The organism is Amycolatopsis balhimycina FH 1894 (assembly GCF_000384295.1).
Taxonomy (GTDB): domain Bacteria; phylum Actinomycetota; class Actinomycetes; order Mycobacteriales; family Pseudonocardiaceae; genus Amycolatopsis; species Amycolatopsis balhimycina.
On sequence record NZ_KB913037.1, the window covers coordinates 3528236 to 3542809 of the forward strand.

18 protein-coding genes are annotated in these 14574 nt (G+C 70.3%); 5 read left to right on the plus strand and 13 right to left on the minus strand.

What is annotated here, in order from left to right; all coding sequences use genetic code 11:
- Nucleotide 1: 1 nt before the first annotated feature.
- On the minus strand, nt 2-1132 hold the full coding sequence (locus A3CE_RS0115180; RefSeq protein ID WP_020640947.1) for a trans-sulfuration enzyme family protein: 1131 nt from the start codon (nt 1130-1132) through the stop codon (nt 2-4).
- 58 nt (nt 1133-1190) lie between these two features.
- Between A3CE_RS0115180 and A3CE_RS0115185 the strand changes: the two genes are divergently transcribed.
- A complete protein-coding gene (locus A3CE_RS0115185; protein ID WP_020640948.1) occupies nt 1191-1667 on the plus strand; it encodes an Lrp/AsnC family transcriptional regulator in 477 nt (158 codons plus the stop codon).
- A gap of 2 nt (nt 1668-1669) precedes the next feature.
- Here A3CE_RS0115185 and A3CE_RS0115190 read toward each other — a convergent pair whose 3' ends face one another.
- Entirely contained in the window at nt 1670-2194 is a 525-nt protein-coding gene (locus A3CE_RS0115190) for a P-loop NTPase family protein (RefSeq protein WP_020640949.1), read from the minus strand.
- Nucleotides 2191-2655, minus strand: coding sequence for an Lrp/AsnC family transcriptional regulator (locus tag A3CE_RS0115195; RefSeq protein WP_020640950.1), 465 nt, complete (start codon nt 2653-2655; stop codon nt 2191-2193). Before A3CE_RS0115195 ends, A3CE_RS0115190 begins: the two co-directional genes overlap by 4 nt.
- Nucleotides 2656-2748: 93 nt before the next feature.
- Between A3CE_RS0115195 and A3CE_RS0115200 the strand changes: the two genes are divergently transcribed.
- Genes A3CE_RS0115200 through tsaA form a run of 3 tightly spaced genes read left to right on the plus strand, consistent with a single transcriptional unit; the run spans nt 2749 to nt 4420 of the window.
- Nucleotides 2749-3588, plus strand: a complete 840-nt coding sequence (locus tag A3CE_RS0115200) for an LLM class flavin-dependent oxidoreductase (RefSeq protein ID WP_020640951.1) — start codon at nt 2749-2751, stop codon at nt 3586-3588.
- Nucleotides 3585-4013 carry a nucleoside deaminase gene (locus A3CE_RS0115205; protein WP_020640952.1) on the plus strand — a complete coding sequence of 143 codons (429 nt, stop codon included), beginning with the start codon at nt 3585-3587 and terminating at the stop codon, nt 4011-4013. The genes A3CE_RS0115200 and A3CE_RS0115205 overlap by 4 nt, the downstream gene beginning before the upstream one ends.
- Nucleotides 4014-4024: 11 nt before the next feature.
- A complete protein-coding gene (gene tsaA / locus A3CE_RS0115210) occupies nt 4025-4420 on the plus strand; it encodes a tRNA (N6-threonylcarbamoyladenosine(37)-N6)-methyltransferase TrmO (protein WP_043792325.1) in 396 nt (131 codons plus the stop codon).
- A gap of 8 nt (nt 4421-4428) precedes the next feature.
- Here tsaA and A3CE_RS0115215 read toward each other — a convergent pair whose 3' ends face one another.
- From A3CE_RS0115215 to nucS, 10 genes are all read right to left on the minus strand, one after another.
- A complete protein-coding gene (locus tag A3CE_RS0115215; RefSeq protein WP_020640954.1) occupies nt 4429-6195 on the minus strand; it encodes a 3-hydroxyacyl-CoA dehydrogenase family protein in 1767 nt (588 codons plus the stop codon).
- A 118-nt stretch (nt 6196-6313) separates the two neighbouring features.
- Nucleotides 6314-6985 carry a dihydroxyacetone kinase phosphoryl donor subunit DhaM gene (gene dhaM / locus A3CE_RS0115220; RefSeq protein ID WP_020640955.1) on the minus strand — a complete coding sequence of 224 codons (672 nt, stop codon included), beginning with the start codon at nt 6983-6985 and terminating at the stop codon, nt 6314-6316.
- Nucleotides 6982-7611: a dihydroxyacetone kinase subunit DhaL gene (dhaL, locus tag A3CE_RS0115225; RefSeq protein WP_020640956.1), complete on the minus strand. Its 630-nt coding sequence runs from the start codon at nt 7609-7611 to the stop codon at nt 6982-6984. The genes dhaM and dhaL overlap by 4 nt, the downstream gene beginning before the upstream one ends.
- Nucleotides 7611-8612, minus strand: coding sequence for a dihydroxyacetone kinase subunit DhaK (dhaK, locus tag A3CE_RS0115230; protein WP_020640957.1), 1002 nt, complete (start codon nt 8610-8612; stop codon nt 7611-7613). The genes dhaL and dhaK overlap by 1 nt, the downstream gene beginning before the upstream one ends.
- A gap of 67 nt (nt 8613-8679) precedes the next feature.
- Nucleotides 8680-9675: a DUF3558 domain-containing protein gene (locus tag A3CE_RS0115235; RefSeq protein ID WP_245589529.1), complete on the minus strand. Its 996-nt coding sequence runs from the start codon at nt 9673-9675 to the stop codon at nt 8680-8682.
- A 47-nt stretch (nt 9676-9722) separates the two neighbouring features.
- Nucleotides 9723-10007, minus strand: coding sequence for a hypothetical protein (locus A3CE_RS0115240; RefSeq protein ID WP_020640959.1), 285 nt, complete (start codon nt 10005-10007; stop codon nt 9723-9725).
- Between the two features lie 9 nt (nt 10008-10016).
- Nucleotides 10017-11714 (minus strand): sodium:solute symporter family protein, encoded by a 1698-nt coding sequence (locus tag A3CE_RS0115245; protein WP_020640960.1) that lies wholly within the window; start codon nt 11712-11714, stop codon nt 10017-10019.
- Nucleotides 11715-11911: 197 nt separating this feature from the next.
- Entirely contained in the window at nt 11912-12688 is a 777-nt protein-coding gene (locus A3CE_RS0115250) for a hypothetical protein (RefSeq protein WP_020640961.1), read from the minus strand.
- 383 nt (nt 12689-13071) lie between these two features.
- Nucleotides 13072-13281, minus strand: coding sequence for a DUF1653 domain-containing protein (locus A3CE_RS0115255; RefSeq protein ID WP_020640962.1), 210 nt, complete (start codon nt 13279-13281; stop codon nt 13072-13074).
- Between the two features lies 1 nt (nt 13282).
- A complete protein-coding gene (gene nucS / locus A3CE_RS0115260; RefSeq protein ID WP_026468502.1) occupies nt 13283-13942 on the minus strand; it encodes an endonuclease NucS in 660 nt (219 codons plus the stop codon).
- Between the two features lie 37 nt (nt 13943-13979).
- On the opposite strand from nucS, the gene A3CE_RS0115265 reads away from it, so the two are divergent.
- Nucleotides 13980-14525 (plus strand): NUDIX domain-containing protein, encoded by a 546-nt coding sequence (locus tag A3CE_RS0115265; protein WP_020640964.1) that lies wholly within the window; start codon nt 13980-13982, stop codon nt 14523-14525.
- Nucleotides 14526-14574 lie beyond the last annotated feature (49 nt).

A 14574-nucleotide genomic window follows, 5' to 3' on the forward strand; every position in this document is an offset into this window, starting at 1 on the left:
CTCAGAGCGCCTTCAGCGCCTGCTCGAGGTCGGCCCACAGATCCTCGACGTCCTCGAGTCCGGCGGAAAGCCGGATCAGCTGGTCGGACACGCCGGCACCATGGCGGTCGCCCTCGTCGACGATCCGGTGGCTGATCGAACCCGGGTGCTGGATCAGCGTGTCGACGCTGCCCAGGCTGACGGCCGGCGTGATCAGCCGGACCGCGCCGATCAGGGCGTGCGGGTCGCCGTCGACCTCGAACGCGACCAGCGGCCCGCCCACCCTCGGGTAGTGGACGGCGGTCACGGCCGGGTGCTCGCCGAGCCGTGCGGCCAGCGTCGCCGCGGTCGCGGACGCGGCGTTGACGCGCAGCGGCAGCGTGGAAAGCCCGCGCAGCAACAGGTATCCGGCGAGCGGGTGCAGCACGCCGCCGGTGGCGAAGCGGATCTGCCGGAGCCGCGCGGCTTCCTCGGCGTCGCACGCGACGATCCCGCCCATCACGTCGCCATGGCCGCCGAGGAACTTCGTCGCGCTGTGCAGCACGATCCGGGCGCCGTGGCGGCCGGGGCGCTGCAGCACCGGGGTGGCGAAGGTGTTGTCGACCGCCAGCGGCACGTCCCCGCAGGCAGCCGCCAGCTGGGCGATGTCCACTTCGGCCAGCGTCGGGTTCGCCGGCGTCTCGACGAACACCAGCCCGGTGTCCGGCCGGAGCGCGGCGGCGACGGCATCGGCACAAGCACCGTGCGCGGCCCAGGTGACCTCGGTGCCGAGCAGCCCGGACTCGAGCAGGTGGTCGCTGCAGCCGTACAGCGGGCGCACCGCGACGACGTGGCGTTTCCCTTGCGCCACCGCGGAAAGCAGGCAGGCCGAGACGGCGGCCATGCCACTGGCGAAGGCGACGCCGTGGTCGAAGCCCTCCAGCTCGGCGAGCGCGCGCTCGAACCGTTCGACGGTCGGGTTGCCCACGCGGCCGTAGATCGGCGGGCCGTCGAGTTCGCCGCCGGCGGCGAACTCGTCGATCCGGGCGGCTTCGGCGGCACTGTCGCGGGACGGGTAGGTCGTGGACAGGTCGAGCGGAGCGGCGTGCACGCCGAGGTCCGTGAGATCGTCACGGCCGGCGTGGACGGCTCGCGTGCGCAGCGAGGAAGTCATGGCAGCATCGTCGAGCTTTCGCCGGACCAGCGGCAATACTCTCGGATATCATTCGGCGATGTCCGCTTCCGTCGAACTGAGTCCGGTGGACCTCGAGATTCTGCGTCTGCTGCAGAACGATGCCCGGATCACCAACAAGGACCTGGCGGCCGCGGTCGGCATCGCGCCGTCGACGTGCCTGGACCGCGTCGCCCGGCTGCGGGACACCGGCGTGATCACCGGGCAGCACGCGTCGGTCGACGCGGCCAAGCTGGGCCGGCCGCTGGAGGCGTTCCTGTTCGTCCAGGTCCGCCCGCACCGGCGGCCGCTGGTGGACCCGTTCGTCGAGCACCTGCTGTCGCTGCCGGAGGTGCGCGCGGTCTACCACCTGACCGGGCCGGACGACTTCCTCGCGCACGTCGCGACCAGCTCCGCCGGCGAGCTGCAGCGCCTGGTCCTCGACGAGCTGACCGCGCGTGACGAGGTCGCCCGCGTCCACACGAACCTGGTGTTCCAGCACTGGAGCGGCGGCCCGCTGCTCCCCCCGGGTGCCTGAACTCAGAGCGTCTCGAGCCAGCGACGCGTCTCGCGTGGAGACGTCAGCCGGACCACCGCCGGCCCCGGCGGCTCCGCGGCCCACTCCCGGATCTGCGCCCGCTTCTTCGCGAACGAGGTGAAGTGCCAGCGGATGATCGAGTCCGCGGAGAACATCTGCCGGAACGACTCGACGTTGCCGTTGCAGATCCGCTCGCGAGCCACCGAGCGCATGGCCGTCCGGCGCACCAGGCGGCCCAGCGAAAGCCAGCGCGGGTAGTCGAGACCCACGATGAGCTGCGTGCGGGGCAGCACGACGTCCTTCCACTTGCTGTAAGCGGCGTCGAGGACCCAGCGTTCTCCCGCGCACACCTCGGCGATCCGGCGGATCTGTTCCTCGTCCGGCACCCCGACCCAGCCCGGCAGCCAGGTGAGGTCGTCAGCCGGGACGTAGGGCAGCCCGGTGCGCTCGGCGATCCGGGCCGCGAGCGTCGACTTGCCCGAGCCGGTGACGCCGTAGACGACGATGCGGTCATGAGCCGAGGTCATGCGTCGAGGTTATGCGCAGGCTCCCGGGGGCCGCGGTAGGGCAGGGTCTGGCTGTAGACGACGTTGGTGGTCGTGCCGCCGAACTGGGCCAGCTCGTCCATCGTGCGCTCGAGGTGGGCCATGGAGGCGGCGGCGACCTTGAGCGTGTAGCAGTCGTCGCCGGTCGTGCGCAGGCATTCCAGGATCTCGGAGCGCTCGCCGAGCAGCTTGTGCAGTGCCTCGTGCCTGCTGCCGGGGTACTTGAGCCGGACCACGGCGAGTACCGGGTAGCCGACCTTGCCGAGGTCGATTTCCGCGCGGTAGCCGGTGATCACACCGGTGGTCTCGAGCCGGCGGAGCCGTTCGGTCGCCGCGGACGCGCTGAGGTTCACCCGGCGGCCCAGCTCGGTGAGCGGCAGCCGGGCGTCCTGCTGGAGCTCGACCAGGATGGCCCAGTCCGTCGGATCGAGACTCTCGGTCATTTGCCGAACATACCGTGGGATCCACGGCGGAACGCCACGAACGCCGCGATCATTTCCTTCCGGATCCGGGCAAAACGTCGATAGCCTTTTCCGGTGAAGATCGGCGTGAACGTCCCCAACTTCGGGCCCGGCACCGACCCGGGCGTGCTGCGCGCCTGGGCGCGGACGGTCGAAGGGCTCGGCTTCGACCTGCTCATGGTGTCCGACCACATCGCGATCACGCCGGACGTCGCCGAGCAGTACCCCGCGCCGTTCTACGAACCGTTCACGACGCTGTCGTGGCTCGCGGGCGTCACCCGGCGGGTCCGGCTGGGCACCACGGTGCTGGTCGTGCCGTACCGGCATCCCCTGCTGGTGGCGCGGATGGCGGCGAACCTCGACGCACTCAGCGGCGGCAGGTTCGTGCTCGGCGCGGGCATCGGCTGGGCGAAGCAGGAGTTCGACGCCCTGGGCGTGCCGTTCGAGCAGCGCGGGAAGCTCACCAGCGAGTACCTGCGGACGATCCGCGCCGCGTGGGCCGGGCACGACGACTACCGCGCGGGCCCGATCCCGCTGTGGATCGGCGGGCACAGCGACGCCGGGCTGCGCCGCGCACTGGAACTCGCCGACGCCTGGCACCCGCTGCGGCTGACCATGGCCGGCTTCCGGGAAACCCTGGCACGGTTGGAAAAACTGGCCGGCGACCGGCCCGTGCCGTCCTTCGCGCCGCGGATCCTGCTGCGGCTGACCGGCACCCCGGTGACCGGGCCGGACCGCCGGGCCGGCGAAGGCACGCTCGACCAGGTCGTGGACGACCTGGCGCAACTCCGAGCACTGGGGGCGGACACCGTCGTGCTCGACCCGTTCGACTCGGACCCGGCCGAAACCCTCCGCCCGGAGGCGGCGTGGCGGGACCTCGCGGCGGTGGCCGCGTCCTGGAAGGAGAACCGGTGAAGGACACCGAAGAAGCCCTGCTGCGGCGGGCGATCGAGCTCGCCCGCGAAGCGCGCGAGGAACACGGCAACCCGCCGTTCGGCTCCCTGCTGGCCGACGCCGACGGGAAGATCCTGGCCGAGGACCGCAACACGTCGCTGACCGACAACGACATCACGGCCCACCCCGAGCTGAAGCTCGCCCGCTGGGCGGCGCAGAACCTGGACCCGGAAACCGCGGCGGCCACGACGATGTTCACCAGCACGCAGCCGTGCGGGATGTGCACCGGCGCGATCGAGCGGTCCGGGCTCGGGCGGGTCGTGTTCGCGCTGTCGACGGAACAGTTCCTCACGCTGCGCCCGCCGCTCACGTGGGGCGGGCACGAACTGGAGGGCCCGGCACTGTTCGACGAGGCCCGCGTGCCGGTCGAGGGCTACTACAAGTGACGAGTTACGAGGTGCGCCCGGTGGCGCGCATCGAGTCGTCCCTGACGGACCGCGCGACGGCCCCGAAGCAGGGCGACGAGGGCGCGCCGCCGTCGCGAGTGGTGTTCGCGCCGGAGTTCACCCCGGCGGCGGCCGACCTCCGGCCGGGCGATCGCCTGGTGCTCCTGACGTGGCTGCACGAAGCGGACCGCGACGTCCAGGCGGTCCACCCCCGCGGCGACCGGAACCGCCCGAGCACCGGAGTGTTCTCGACGCGCTCGCCGGACCGCCCGAACCCGATCGGCCTCCACACGGTCACGGTGACGGCGGTCGAGGACGGCACGCTCACGGTGACGGGCCTGGAAGCGATCGACGGCACCCCGGTGCTCGATGTCAAACCGGTCCTCGGCGAGGTGGCCGAGCGCTGAGCAGCTGATCAGTAGTCCTTGAAGCCCTTCCCGGTCTTCCGGCCCAGCCGCCCGGCTGTCACGAGGTGCTCCAACAACGGCGCCGGCGCGAAGCCTTCTTCGCGGAACTCGTTGTAGAGCGTCCGCTGGATGGCCAGGGAGACGTCCAAGCCGACGACGTCCAGCAGTTCGAACGGGCCCATCGGCAGGCCGCAGCCGACCTTCATGGCCGTGTCGATGTCGTTCGCGCCCGCGTAGTGGGCCTCCAGCATCTTCACCGCGTCGTTCAAATACGGGAACAGCAACGCGTTGACGATGAAGCCCGCGCGGTCGCCGCAGTGGACGGCGTGCTTACCGACCGCGGCGCAGACCGCGCTCGCCGTCGCCACCACGTCGGGCGCGGTCGCGATCGTCGACACCACCTCGACCAGCTTCATCACCGGTGCGGGGTTGAAGAAGTGGAGACCGACCACGTCGGACGGCCGGGACGTCGACGCCGCGCACTCGATCACCGGGAGGGACGACGTCGTCGTCGCCAGGACCGCGCCGGGGCGAACCACCTCGTCGAGGGCCGCGAACACCGCCTGCTTCACCGAGAGCTCCTCGGCCACCGCTTCGATCACCAGGTCGACGTCGGCCAGGGCTTCGAAGTCGGTGACCGGGGTGATCCGCCCCAAAGCGGCCGCAGCGTCCTCTTCGGACAGTTTGCCCTTGACCACCGCCTTGTCGAGTGACTTCTTGACGCGAGCCACCGACGCCTGTGCCTTCTCCAGGCTCCGGGCCCGCAGGACGACGTCGAGGCCGCGCTTGGCGAACACCTCCGCGATTCCGGTCGCCATCGTTCCGGTACCGATCACACCGACCCGCGCCACCGGGCGCGGCGGCACACTCTCCACTGTGGACACCACACCGGAAGAGACCACGTTGGGCGAGTCCGGGGCGTCGTAGGTGTAGAAGCCGCGGCCGGTCTTGCGGCCCAGCAGGCCCGCCGTGATCATCTGCTTGAGCAGCGGCGCGGGCGCGTGCAGGCGGTTGCGGGACTGGTGGTACATCGTGTCGAGGATCTCGTTCGCGGTGTCCAGCCCGATCAGGTCGAGCAGCGCGAGCGGGCCCATCGGGTAGCCGCAGCCGAAGCGCATCGCGGCGTCGAGGTCCTCGCGCGTGGCGTAACGCTGCTCGTACATCCGCACCGCGTGGTTGAGGTAGCCGAAGAGCAGCGCGTTCGCGATGAACCCGGCCCGGTCGCCGATCACCACCGGCACCTTGCCGAGCCGCTCGGCGAACTCGACGACTTCGGTGACCACGTCCGGCTCGGTCACCACGGTTTTCACGATCTCGACGAGTTTCTGCACCGGTGCCGGGTTGAAGAAGTGCATGCCGACGACCTTGCCCGGACGCGCGGTGTGCACGCCGATCTCGGTGATCGACAGCGACGACGTGTTGGACGCGAACACGACTTCGGGCCGGGTGATCTTGTCCAGCTCGGTGAAGACGTCGGCCTTCAGCTCGAGGCTTTCCGGGATCGCCTCGATCACGAGGTCCACTTCGGACAGATCCGACAGCGACGTGCTGTACCGGATCCGGCCCAGCAACGCCTCGCGACCGGGAGCATCCAGCTTGCCGCCGGCGAGCGCCCGTTCCGTGGAGTGCTCGAGGTGCCCGCGGCCGCGGGCGACGCCGGCCTCGTCGAGTTCGACCGTGACGACGTCGAGCCCGCTGCGCGCGAGTACCTCGGCGATTCCCGCCCCCATGGTGCCCAGGCCGACCACACCGACCGTCGAGATTTCCCGCGCCATCGAGGCCTCCAGAGATGTTACTCGCTGGTAATTGCCCCGATACTGCCACGCGGCACCGCCGGAAGCCCAGACGGAATCGAGTCAGTACCGCTCAAGTCACCCCGCCGAGCGCCCGGCTTCACTCGCCGAAATTGCCGTCGACCAGCTCCGTTGCCTTCTCCAACGCGGCCGAGGCCTGTGGGCCGCGTGCCCGGACGCGGATCCGGTCGCCCTGGCGGGCGCCGAGCGACATCAGGGCCAGCACGCTGTGGCCGTCGGCCTCCTGGTCGCCGAGCCGGATGGTGACCTCCGCGTCGAACTCGCTCAACGCGCGCACGAGCAACGCGGCCGGCCGGGCGTGCAACCCGACGTCGTTGTGCAGCTCCAGCTCGATTTCGGCGCTGTCGGCCGTGGCCTCGGCGGGCGCCAGGTCCTCGGGCATCCCGGCTGTCGCGGCGGCCTCCGCCACCGCCTTGCGGTCCTGCCCGGCCTGCGCCGCGACCGCCGCGGCGATCGCGCCCTCGACCAGCGGGCCGTCCGCGACGATGGCCGCCGACGGGTCGGCCAGCGATTCGACGGCGAGTTCGGCGGTCATCTGCGCGCTGCCGAGGTCGTAGAGCAGCACCACCCCGTCGCCCCGGTCGGCGCGCTGGGTGGCCGCGACGACCTCGTCGTAGTCCGTGCCGATCGATCCGTCCGAGAGGCCGCCCGCGGGCAGGATGGTGACGTCCGGCGCCATCTGGGCAGCCAGCTCGGCCAGGCCTTCGGCGAGTTTCGCACTGTGCGACACGAGCACGATTCCCACGCTCACCGGGCGGCCTCCGCGAACGCCCGCAGCAGCAGCGCCGACGAACGGGCGCCGGGGTCCAGGTGCCCGACCGCGCGTTCGCCGAGGTAGGACGCGCGGCCCTTCCGCGGCACCAGGTCCACTGTGGATTCCGCGCCGCGGTCGGCCGCGTCGGCGGCGGCGGTCAGCACCGCGGCGACGTCGCCGCCGTCCTCGGCCGCCTTTTCCGCGGCCGCCACCGCGGGGAGCAGGGCGTCGACCATGGTCGCGTCGCCGCCGACGGCCTTCCCGCGGGCCTGGACGCCTTCGAGCCCGGCGCGCAGCGCGTCCAGCAGGGCCGGGACGTCGAGGTCGCCGGCGGTGCCGAGCTTGGCCGAGGCGCGCAGGAAAGCCGTGCCGTACAACGGGCCCGCGGCTCCGCCGACCTTGGAGATCAACGTCGTCGCGACCAGCTTGAGCACCCCGCCGGGGGTGTCCGGAACAGCGGAATCGAGCGCCGCGACGACGGCCGAGAAGCCGCGGTTCAGGTTCTCGCCGTGGTCGCCGTCGCCGATGGCGCGGTCGAGGTCGATCAGCTCCACGCGGTGCTCGGCGACCACCGCCGCGGCGGCGCGCACGGCCGCCGCGACCCCCTCGGCCTTGCAGGTCATCAGAGCCCCCACCGCAGCGCCGCGGTGTTGACCGGGGCGTCCCAGAGCTCGGTCAGCTCGTCGTCCAGTTTGAGCACCGTCAGACTCATCCCCTGCATCTCGAGGCTGGTGATGTACGGCCCGGCCAGCCGGCGTTCGACCACGATCCCACGGTCGGCCAGCAGCCGCTCGGCGATGCCGTGGGCCAGGTACAGCTCGACGAGCGGGGTGCCGCCCATGGAGTTGGTGAACAGCAGCACGCGGTCGCCCGAAGCGAAGGGCAGGTCCGAGACCACCGCCTCGACCATCCGGGCCACCAGCGCGTCGGCCGGTTCGAGCGGGATCCGCTCGCGGCCGGGCTCGCCGTGGATGCCGATGCCGAACTCGACTTCGCCCTCGCCGAGCTCGAAGCTCGGCGTACCGGCGTGCGGCACGGTCGGCGCGGTGAGCGCGACGCCGATCGACCGCACCTGGCCGATCACCTTCTGTGCCAGCGCGGTGACGGCGTCGAGCGAGTCGCCGCGCTCGGCGGCGGCGCCGGTGATCTTCTCCAGCAGCACCGTCCCGCCGACCCCGCGGCGGCCCGCGGTGTACGTCGAGTCCTTGACCGCGACGTCGTCGTCGATCACGACACTGCGGACCTCGAGGCCGTCGGCCGCGGCCAGCTCGGCGGCCGTCTCGAAGTTCAGCACGTCGCCGGTGTAGTTCTTCACGATGAGCAGCGCGCCCGCGTCGCCGGTGGTCGCGGTGACCGCGGCCTGCACGGCGTCCGGCGTCGGCGAGGTGAACACCGCGCCGGGCACGGCGGCGGCGAGCATGCCCTGGCCGACGAAGCCGCCGTGCAGCGGCTCGTGCCCGGACCCGCCGCCGGAGATGACGGCGACCTTGCCCGCGACCGGCGCGTCGGCTCTGATCACGACGTCCGGGTCGTACTGGACGCGCAGGACGTCGGCGTGCGCGGCGGCGAGCCCCCGCAGCGACTCGGCGACCACGTTCGCCGGATCGTTGATGATCTTCTTCACGGCAGCCTCCGGCAACGTCGGCGGGTGGGTGTCCTCTTCCTACCTCCCCGGGCGGCCCACCGCCAGGTCAAGCCCGGGGAAGCTTGGTGACCACGTTCTTCGCGACGGCCACCGCCTTGCCGCACGGGTCGCCCTTGTCGTCGTACCCCTTGTAGTCCACTTGGGCCAGTTCGACGTCGTCGCCCTGCCACGGCCGGTGCTGCCACTGGACCTTGCACCGAGCCGAACTCGCGGTGCCGGGCTTCTGGAACCCGGTGACGCCGTTGCCGAGGTCCACCTTGGAGTAACCGTCGCCGGCGAGCGGGGGCAGGCCGGGCAGGAACCCGACCGTCACCTCCGGGCCCGCGGCGGTGCTCTTCCACCAGCAGGAGTGCAGGCCCGTCGGCGCGGCCTTCGCCGACGGCACGGCGGAGGCGACCGCCGCGGTGTCGGCCATCGCGCACGGGTCGGCGGTCAGCACGGTGCCCGGTGGCGTCGAGTACTTCTCCGGCGAGTTGTGCACCTTCTGCACCACGGCCTCGACCAGCGCCTGCCCGGGACGGCACGGGTCGCCGGCGTAGGTGACCGACACCGCGAGCGCCAGATCCGGGTTCAGCGCGGTCATCGCCGCGGCCGTGCAGCCGGTGTCGCCGGTCTTGTTCACCCGCAGCGGCAGCCCGCCGGCCCGGCCGGTCGTCTTGTCGGCCCGCGGCAGCAGGGTCGTGCTGCCGATCTCGAGCTCGAGCCGCATTTCCTTGCCGCCGGGGTCCTTCACCTTGTTGCTGCACGTGTCGAAGGCGATCGACGACGGCGACGGGTCGTCGTCGACCGTGCCGAGGCCCAGCGCGCCGAGGGCGTCCTTGGTCAGGAACTGGCACGGCTGGATCACGCGGAGCACGTCCGCCGCCACCGCGGCGTCGGTGATCGGGCCGTCGGCGACCTGGCCGGTGCCGGCCGCGGCGGGCACCGTCGTCCGGGCGAAGTTGGACTTTCCGAGGTCCTGCCCGCACGCGGCCAGCGGCAGCGCGAGGGCCGTGACCAGCAGGAACAGCTTCGGGAGACAGCGGCGAACGTCGGGGAACACGTCGAGCACGGTAGCGGCAACCTCGCGCCGCTGTCCGGACAACCCGGCTATTCGCCCGCGGCGGCCGGTGTGTCGCCGCTCTCGGGTTCGGCCGGCACGACGAGCGGGCGGAGCTTGGCCCAGAGGATGAACAGCGCGGAGACCACCAGCATGCCGATCCCGGCCCACAGGTTGATGTTCACACCGGCGGCCTTCGCGAGCTGCTCGTCGGAGGTGAAGGCCGCGCCCATGATCGTCAGGATGACCCCGTAGACGCCGATCAGCAGGGCGATGATCAGCCGGATGTCGAACGCGCCTGCCTTGCGCGCCCGCGGCTGGGACTCGGTAGCCATTCCGACCTCCTAGAAGATGGCGTTGAGGGCGATGGTCAGGATGAGCACGATGCCCGCGAGCAGGCCCGGCCTGCGGTACCAGCCCGCGTTCTCGCCGGTGTCGTCGTGCCGGCGGGTTTCCTTCGGCGTCAGCGAGTAGACGAGCCCGACCAGTTCGTCGTCCGGCTTCGGCCGGGTCGCCAGCGAGACGGCGACGCTCACCACGATGTCGACGACGAACGCGGTCCCCGCGGCGACGAAGCTGATGCCCTGGCCGGTGAGGCCCAGCACCCCGGTCTTCGACAGGGCCCAGACGGTGACCGCGGACCCGGTGCCGAGGACCAGGCCGCTCCAGCCGGCGTGCGGGGTCATCCGCTTCCAGAACATGCCGAGGATGAACGTCGCGAACAACGGCGCGTTGAAGAACGAGAACAGGTCCTGCAGGTAGTCCAGGATGTTGCTGGACCTCGACGCGATGAACGCGGTGCCGATCGCGAGGATCGTGCCCGCCGACGTCACCACGCGGCCGAAGTTGAGGTAGTAGTGGTCCGGCTTGTCCTTCTGGACGTAGGTCTGCCAGATGTCGTAGGTGAAGACGGTGTTGAACGAGCTGAGGTTCGCCGCCATGCCGGCCATGAAGGAAGCCAGCAGACCGGCGATCGCGATGCCGAGCATGCCGTTCGGCAGCAGGTCGCGCATCAGCAGCAGGAGGGCGTTGTTGAACGTCACGCCGCTGGGCGCCGTGCCGCCGTCCAGCAGGATCTGCTTGTCCTTCACGTACTCGGACACCGTGACCGCGGCGATCATGCCGGGGATGATCACGATGAACGGGACCAGCATCTTCGGGAACGCGCCGATGATCGGCGTGCGGCGCGCGGCGGACATGCTCTTCGACGCCATCGCGCGCTGGACCTCGACGAAGTTCGTCGTCCAGTAACCGAAGGAGAGCACGAAGCCGAGGCCGAAGACGATGCCCAGGATCGACAGGATGTTGTTGCCGAAGCCGGTCAGGTTGTCACCGGGCCACGAGTGCAGCTGCGCGGTGCCGCCCGGGCTGTTGGTCACCTTCCCGACCAGGCCCTGCCAGCCGCCGACCTTGACCAGGCCGATGATCGTCAGCGGCACCAGCGCGATGACGATCACGAAGAACTGCAGGACCTCGTTGTAGATCGCCGCGGAGAGGCCGCCGAGCGCGGTGTAGGAGAGCACGATCGCGGCGGCGACGACGATCGACACCCACAGCGGCCAGCCGAGGAGCAGCTTCACGACGCTGGCCAGCAGGAACAGGTTGGCACCCGCGATCAGGATCTGGGCGGTGGCGAAGCTGATGCCGTTGACCAGGTGGGCCGGCTTGCCGAAGCGCCGCCGCATGAACTCGGGGACGCTGCGGACCTTCGAGCCGTAGTAGAACGGCATCATCACGATGCCGAGGAACAGCATCGCCGGGATGGCGCCGATCCAGAAGTAGTGCACGGTCGGCAGGCCGTACTTGGCGCCGTTGGCCGACATGCCCATGACCTCGACCGCGCCCAGGTTCGCCGAAATGAACGCGAGGCCCGTGACCCAGGCCGGCAGTGAACGGCCGGACAGGAAGAAGTCGAGGCTGCTCGACACCTGCCGTCGCGCCAGATATCCGATGCCGAGCACGAGCACGAAGTAGAACGCCAACTCGATGTAGTCGATCGCACTCGCGTCGAGTCGCAGGTTCGCATCGGCTAGGACGAGCACCCGACCCACCTCCGGCAGTACTTTTTCAAGCGGGACAATAACCGACAGGAATAGCCACCACCCTGTCGGATCCGGACAGTACTGCATGGATTCAGGGTCGGCACGCTGACGTGTCCAAAGTGCACAGAGGGCGCGTCTTCCCGGTCTTGACCAGGGAAGACGCGCCCTCTGTCACGCGCCGCGGGAGCGGGCGCCGATCAGCGGTCGGTCGGAATGGCGATTTCGCCGTCCTCTTCGATCAGCTTGGCGAGCACCTCGTCGGGCAGGTAGGTCCGGTGCGGGTAACCCGGGCCCCACGAGTTGAGGATCGGCACGGCGCCGAGCTCGTCGGCACGCGGGTTGGTGAGCACGGAGTGCACGTCGTCGACCGACTTCGCCCAGCGGAACGCCTTGATGCCCTGCTTGGCCTCGGGGGCGTACTTCTCCCGGGCCTGCCAGTCGTCGGCGGCGTAGGAGTCGTCCCACAGGACGTGCCCGGCGGCCTTGAGCACCTCGGCCGCGGCCCGGACCGACGTGCCGTTGTCGTCACCGGGGTTGGTTTCGGGCCATTCGTCGCGTTTCTTGGCCGAGTCCCAGAGCCAGCGGGCCGCGTACTCGCTGCCGTTGAACAGCGACATGCACCGCGACCAGCCGAAGCCGACGCAGGCCCCTTCGTGGCCCTGGTCGTAGAACGCGTACAAGGCATCGGTGTCCGGCGTGCCGCCGGGCTCGAGACACACGCAGTGCCCGCCGCGGATGTGGCCGAGTTTCTTGACGCCGGCCCTGGCGATGAAGAACTCGCCGGAGGTCTCGTCCTGCTCCGGGCTGTCGAACGCCGAGTACCAGTTGACCCCGATCACGACCGGCGAGCGGGTGGGCCGGTGTTCGGCGGCCAGCGCGCCGAACGGATACCTTTCCACGTGCCGCCAGTCGTCCGGAATGAACCGGCCCAGGCGCGGGTCGACCGGATCGGAACCGAGTGGGCGATAACGCATGACTTCCTCCTCCGTGCAGGCAAAAACGCACGCGCACCGGCCGGATGGGATGCGCGCACCGAGCTCGAAGGCGGACTGAACGTTGGCACGACGAAGAAAGACGGCCGAGCGCACCACCCTCCGGCCACGCCGGACACACCGGCGGAACCCCTCGAATCGAGTGTGGCACGAGTTCGGCTAATGGGTTCCCGAAATCACCCGAACAGCGCAGGAATCACCGCGAAAAAATATCTGCTCACTACCCAAGGGGCTATCGGGTCAACGATTTCCTGGCGGAGTATTCAACGAAGAATCAGATACATTGATTTCCGCATCGATTCGGTATCGACACCCGGAGGCGCCCCTTCGGGCGGTCTCGGGACCAATTTTTCAACGGTACGGCTTCAGTCCGTCACACGCCGGAACCGCGGCACCGGGCCGCCCGGCGTCTCGACGGTCTCGGTGAACATCGTCACCGGGCGGACCCACAGCCCCATGTCGCCGTAGAGCGCGCGGTACACCACGAGCTCCTCTTCGGTCTCGCTGTGGCGGGCCACGCCGAGCACCTCGTACTCGCCACCCTTGTAGTGGACGTGACGTCCGGGCTCGACCACGTCAGAACAGCCGGAACTCGTCGGACTCGATGCCGCGCAGCTCGTCGTAGTCCAGCGTGAGGCAGCGGATGCCGCGGTCCTCGGCCAGCGTGCGGGCCTGCGGCTTGATGATCTGGGCCGCGAACACGCCCTGCACCGGCGCCAGCAGCGGGTCACGGTTGAGCAGCTCCAGGTAGCGCGTCAGCTGCTCGACGCCGTCGATTTCGCCGCGGCGCTTGATCTCGACCGCCACCGACCGGCCGTCGGCGTCGCGGGCCATGATGTCGACCGGGCCGATCGCCGTCGGGAACTCGCGGCGGACCAGCGTGTAGCCGTCGCCGAGAGTCTTGATGTGCTCCGCCAGCAGTGCCTGCAGGTGCGCCTCGACGCCGTCCTTCTGCAGGCCCGGTTCCACGCCCAGCGCCTGGGAGTAGTCGTGGAAGACCTCCTCGATGGAGATCACCAGCTTCTCGCCCTGCTTGTTTTCGACGATCCAGAGGTTGCCGTCCTCGATCAGCCAGCAAGGCGGGCTCATCCAGTTCAACGGCTTGTACGCACGGTCGTCGGAGTGCACCGACACCGAGCCGTCGGACTTGACGAGCAGCAGGCGGGTGGCCATCGGTAGGTGGGCGGTCAGCCGGCCAGCGTAGTCGACCTGGCACCGCGCGATCACGAGACGCACCCGAGGAGGGTAGGACAGAGTCGGTGATACTGGGCGCGTGGACCCCATTGAGCGTGTCGCGTCCCGCGAGGTGTACCGGAACGACTGGATGACCGTGCGGGAGGACGAGATTCGCCGCTCCGACGGCTCGGCCGGCATCTACGGCGTGATCGACAAGCCGGCCTACGCGCTCGTCATCGCCCAGGACGGCGACCGGTTCCGGCTGGTCGAGCAGTTCCGCTACCCGCTCGGCGAGCGGCGCTGGGAGTTCCCGCAGGGCACCGCGCCCGGCCTGGCCGACGTGCCACCCGCCGAGCTCGCCGCGCGCGAACTGCGCGAGGAGACCGGGCTGCGCGCCGGCTCGATGGCCACGCTCGGCAAGCTCGACGTCGCGGCCGGCATGAGCAGCCAGCGCGGCTGGGTGTTCCTTGCCACGGACATCACCGAAGGCGAGCCGGAGCGCGAGCACGAGGAGCAGGACATGCGCAGCGCCTGGTTCACGCGTGCGGACGTCGAGAAGATGATCCTCGCCGGCGAGATCACCGACGCGCAGTCGATCGCCGCGTGGGCCCAGCTCATGCTCGTCGAGCGGCACCGGCCCTGAGCGGTCGACTGCCATGAGGGGCACCCTCATGACGCTTAAGGCCATGAGG

What these genes read in the sequence shown, in the direction of transcription:
- A3CE_RS0115240 (WP_020640959.1), bottom strand. Translation starts at nt 10,007, where the DNA reads ATGGCTACCGAGTCCCAGCCGCGGGCGCGCAAGGCAGGCGCGTTCGAC.
- A3CE_RS0115215 (WP_020640954.1), bottom strand. Translation starts at nt 6,195, where the DNA reads ATGGCGCGGGAAATCTCGACGGTCGGTGTGGTCGGCCTGGGCACCATG.
- A3CE_RS0115180 (WP_020640947.1), bottom strand. Translation starts at nt 1,132, where the DNA reads ATGACTTCCTCGCTGCGCACGCGAGCCGTCCACGCCGGCCGTGACGAT.
- dhaL (WP_020640956.1), bottom strand. Translation starts at nt 7,611, where the DNA reads ATGACCTGCAAGGCCGAGGGGGTCGCGGCGGCCGTGCGCGCCGCCGCG.
- A3CE_RS0115190 (WP_020640949.1), bottom strand. Translation starts at nt 2,194, where the DNA reads ATGACCTCGGCTCATGACCGCATCGTCGTCTACGGCGTCACCGGCTCG.
- A3CE_RS0115185 (WP_020640948.1), top strand. Translation starts at nt 1,191, where the DNA reads ATGTCCGCTTCCGTCGAACTGAGTCCGGTGGACCTCGAGATTCTGCGT.
- A3CE_RS0115195 (WP_020640950.1), bottom strand. Translation starts at nt 2,655, where the DNA reads ATGACCGAGAGTCTCGATCCGACGGACTGGGCCATCCTGGTCGAGCTC.
- A3CE_RS0115250 (WP_020640961.1), bottom strand. Translation starts at nt 12,688, where the DNA reads ATGCGTTATCGCCCACTCGGTTCCGATCCGGTCGACCCGCGCCTGGGC.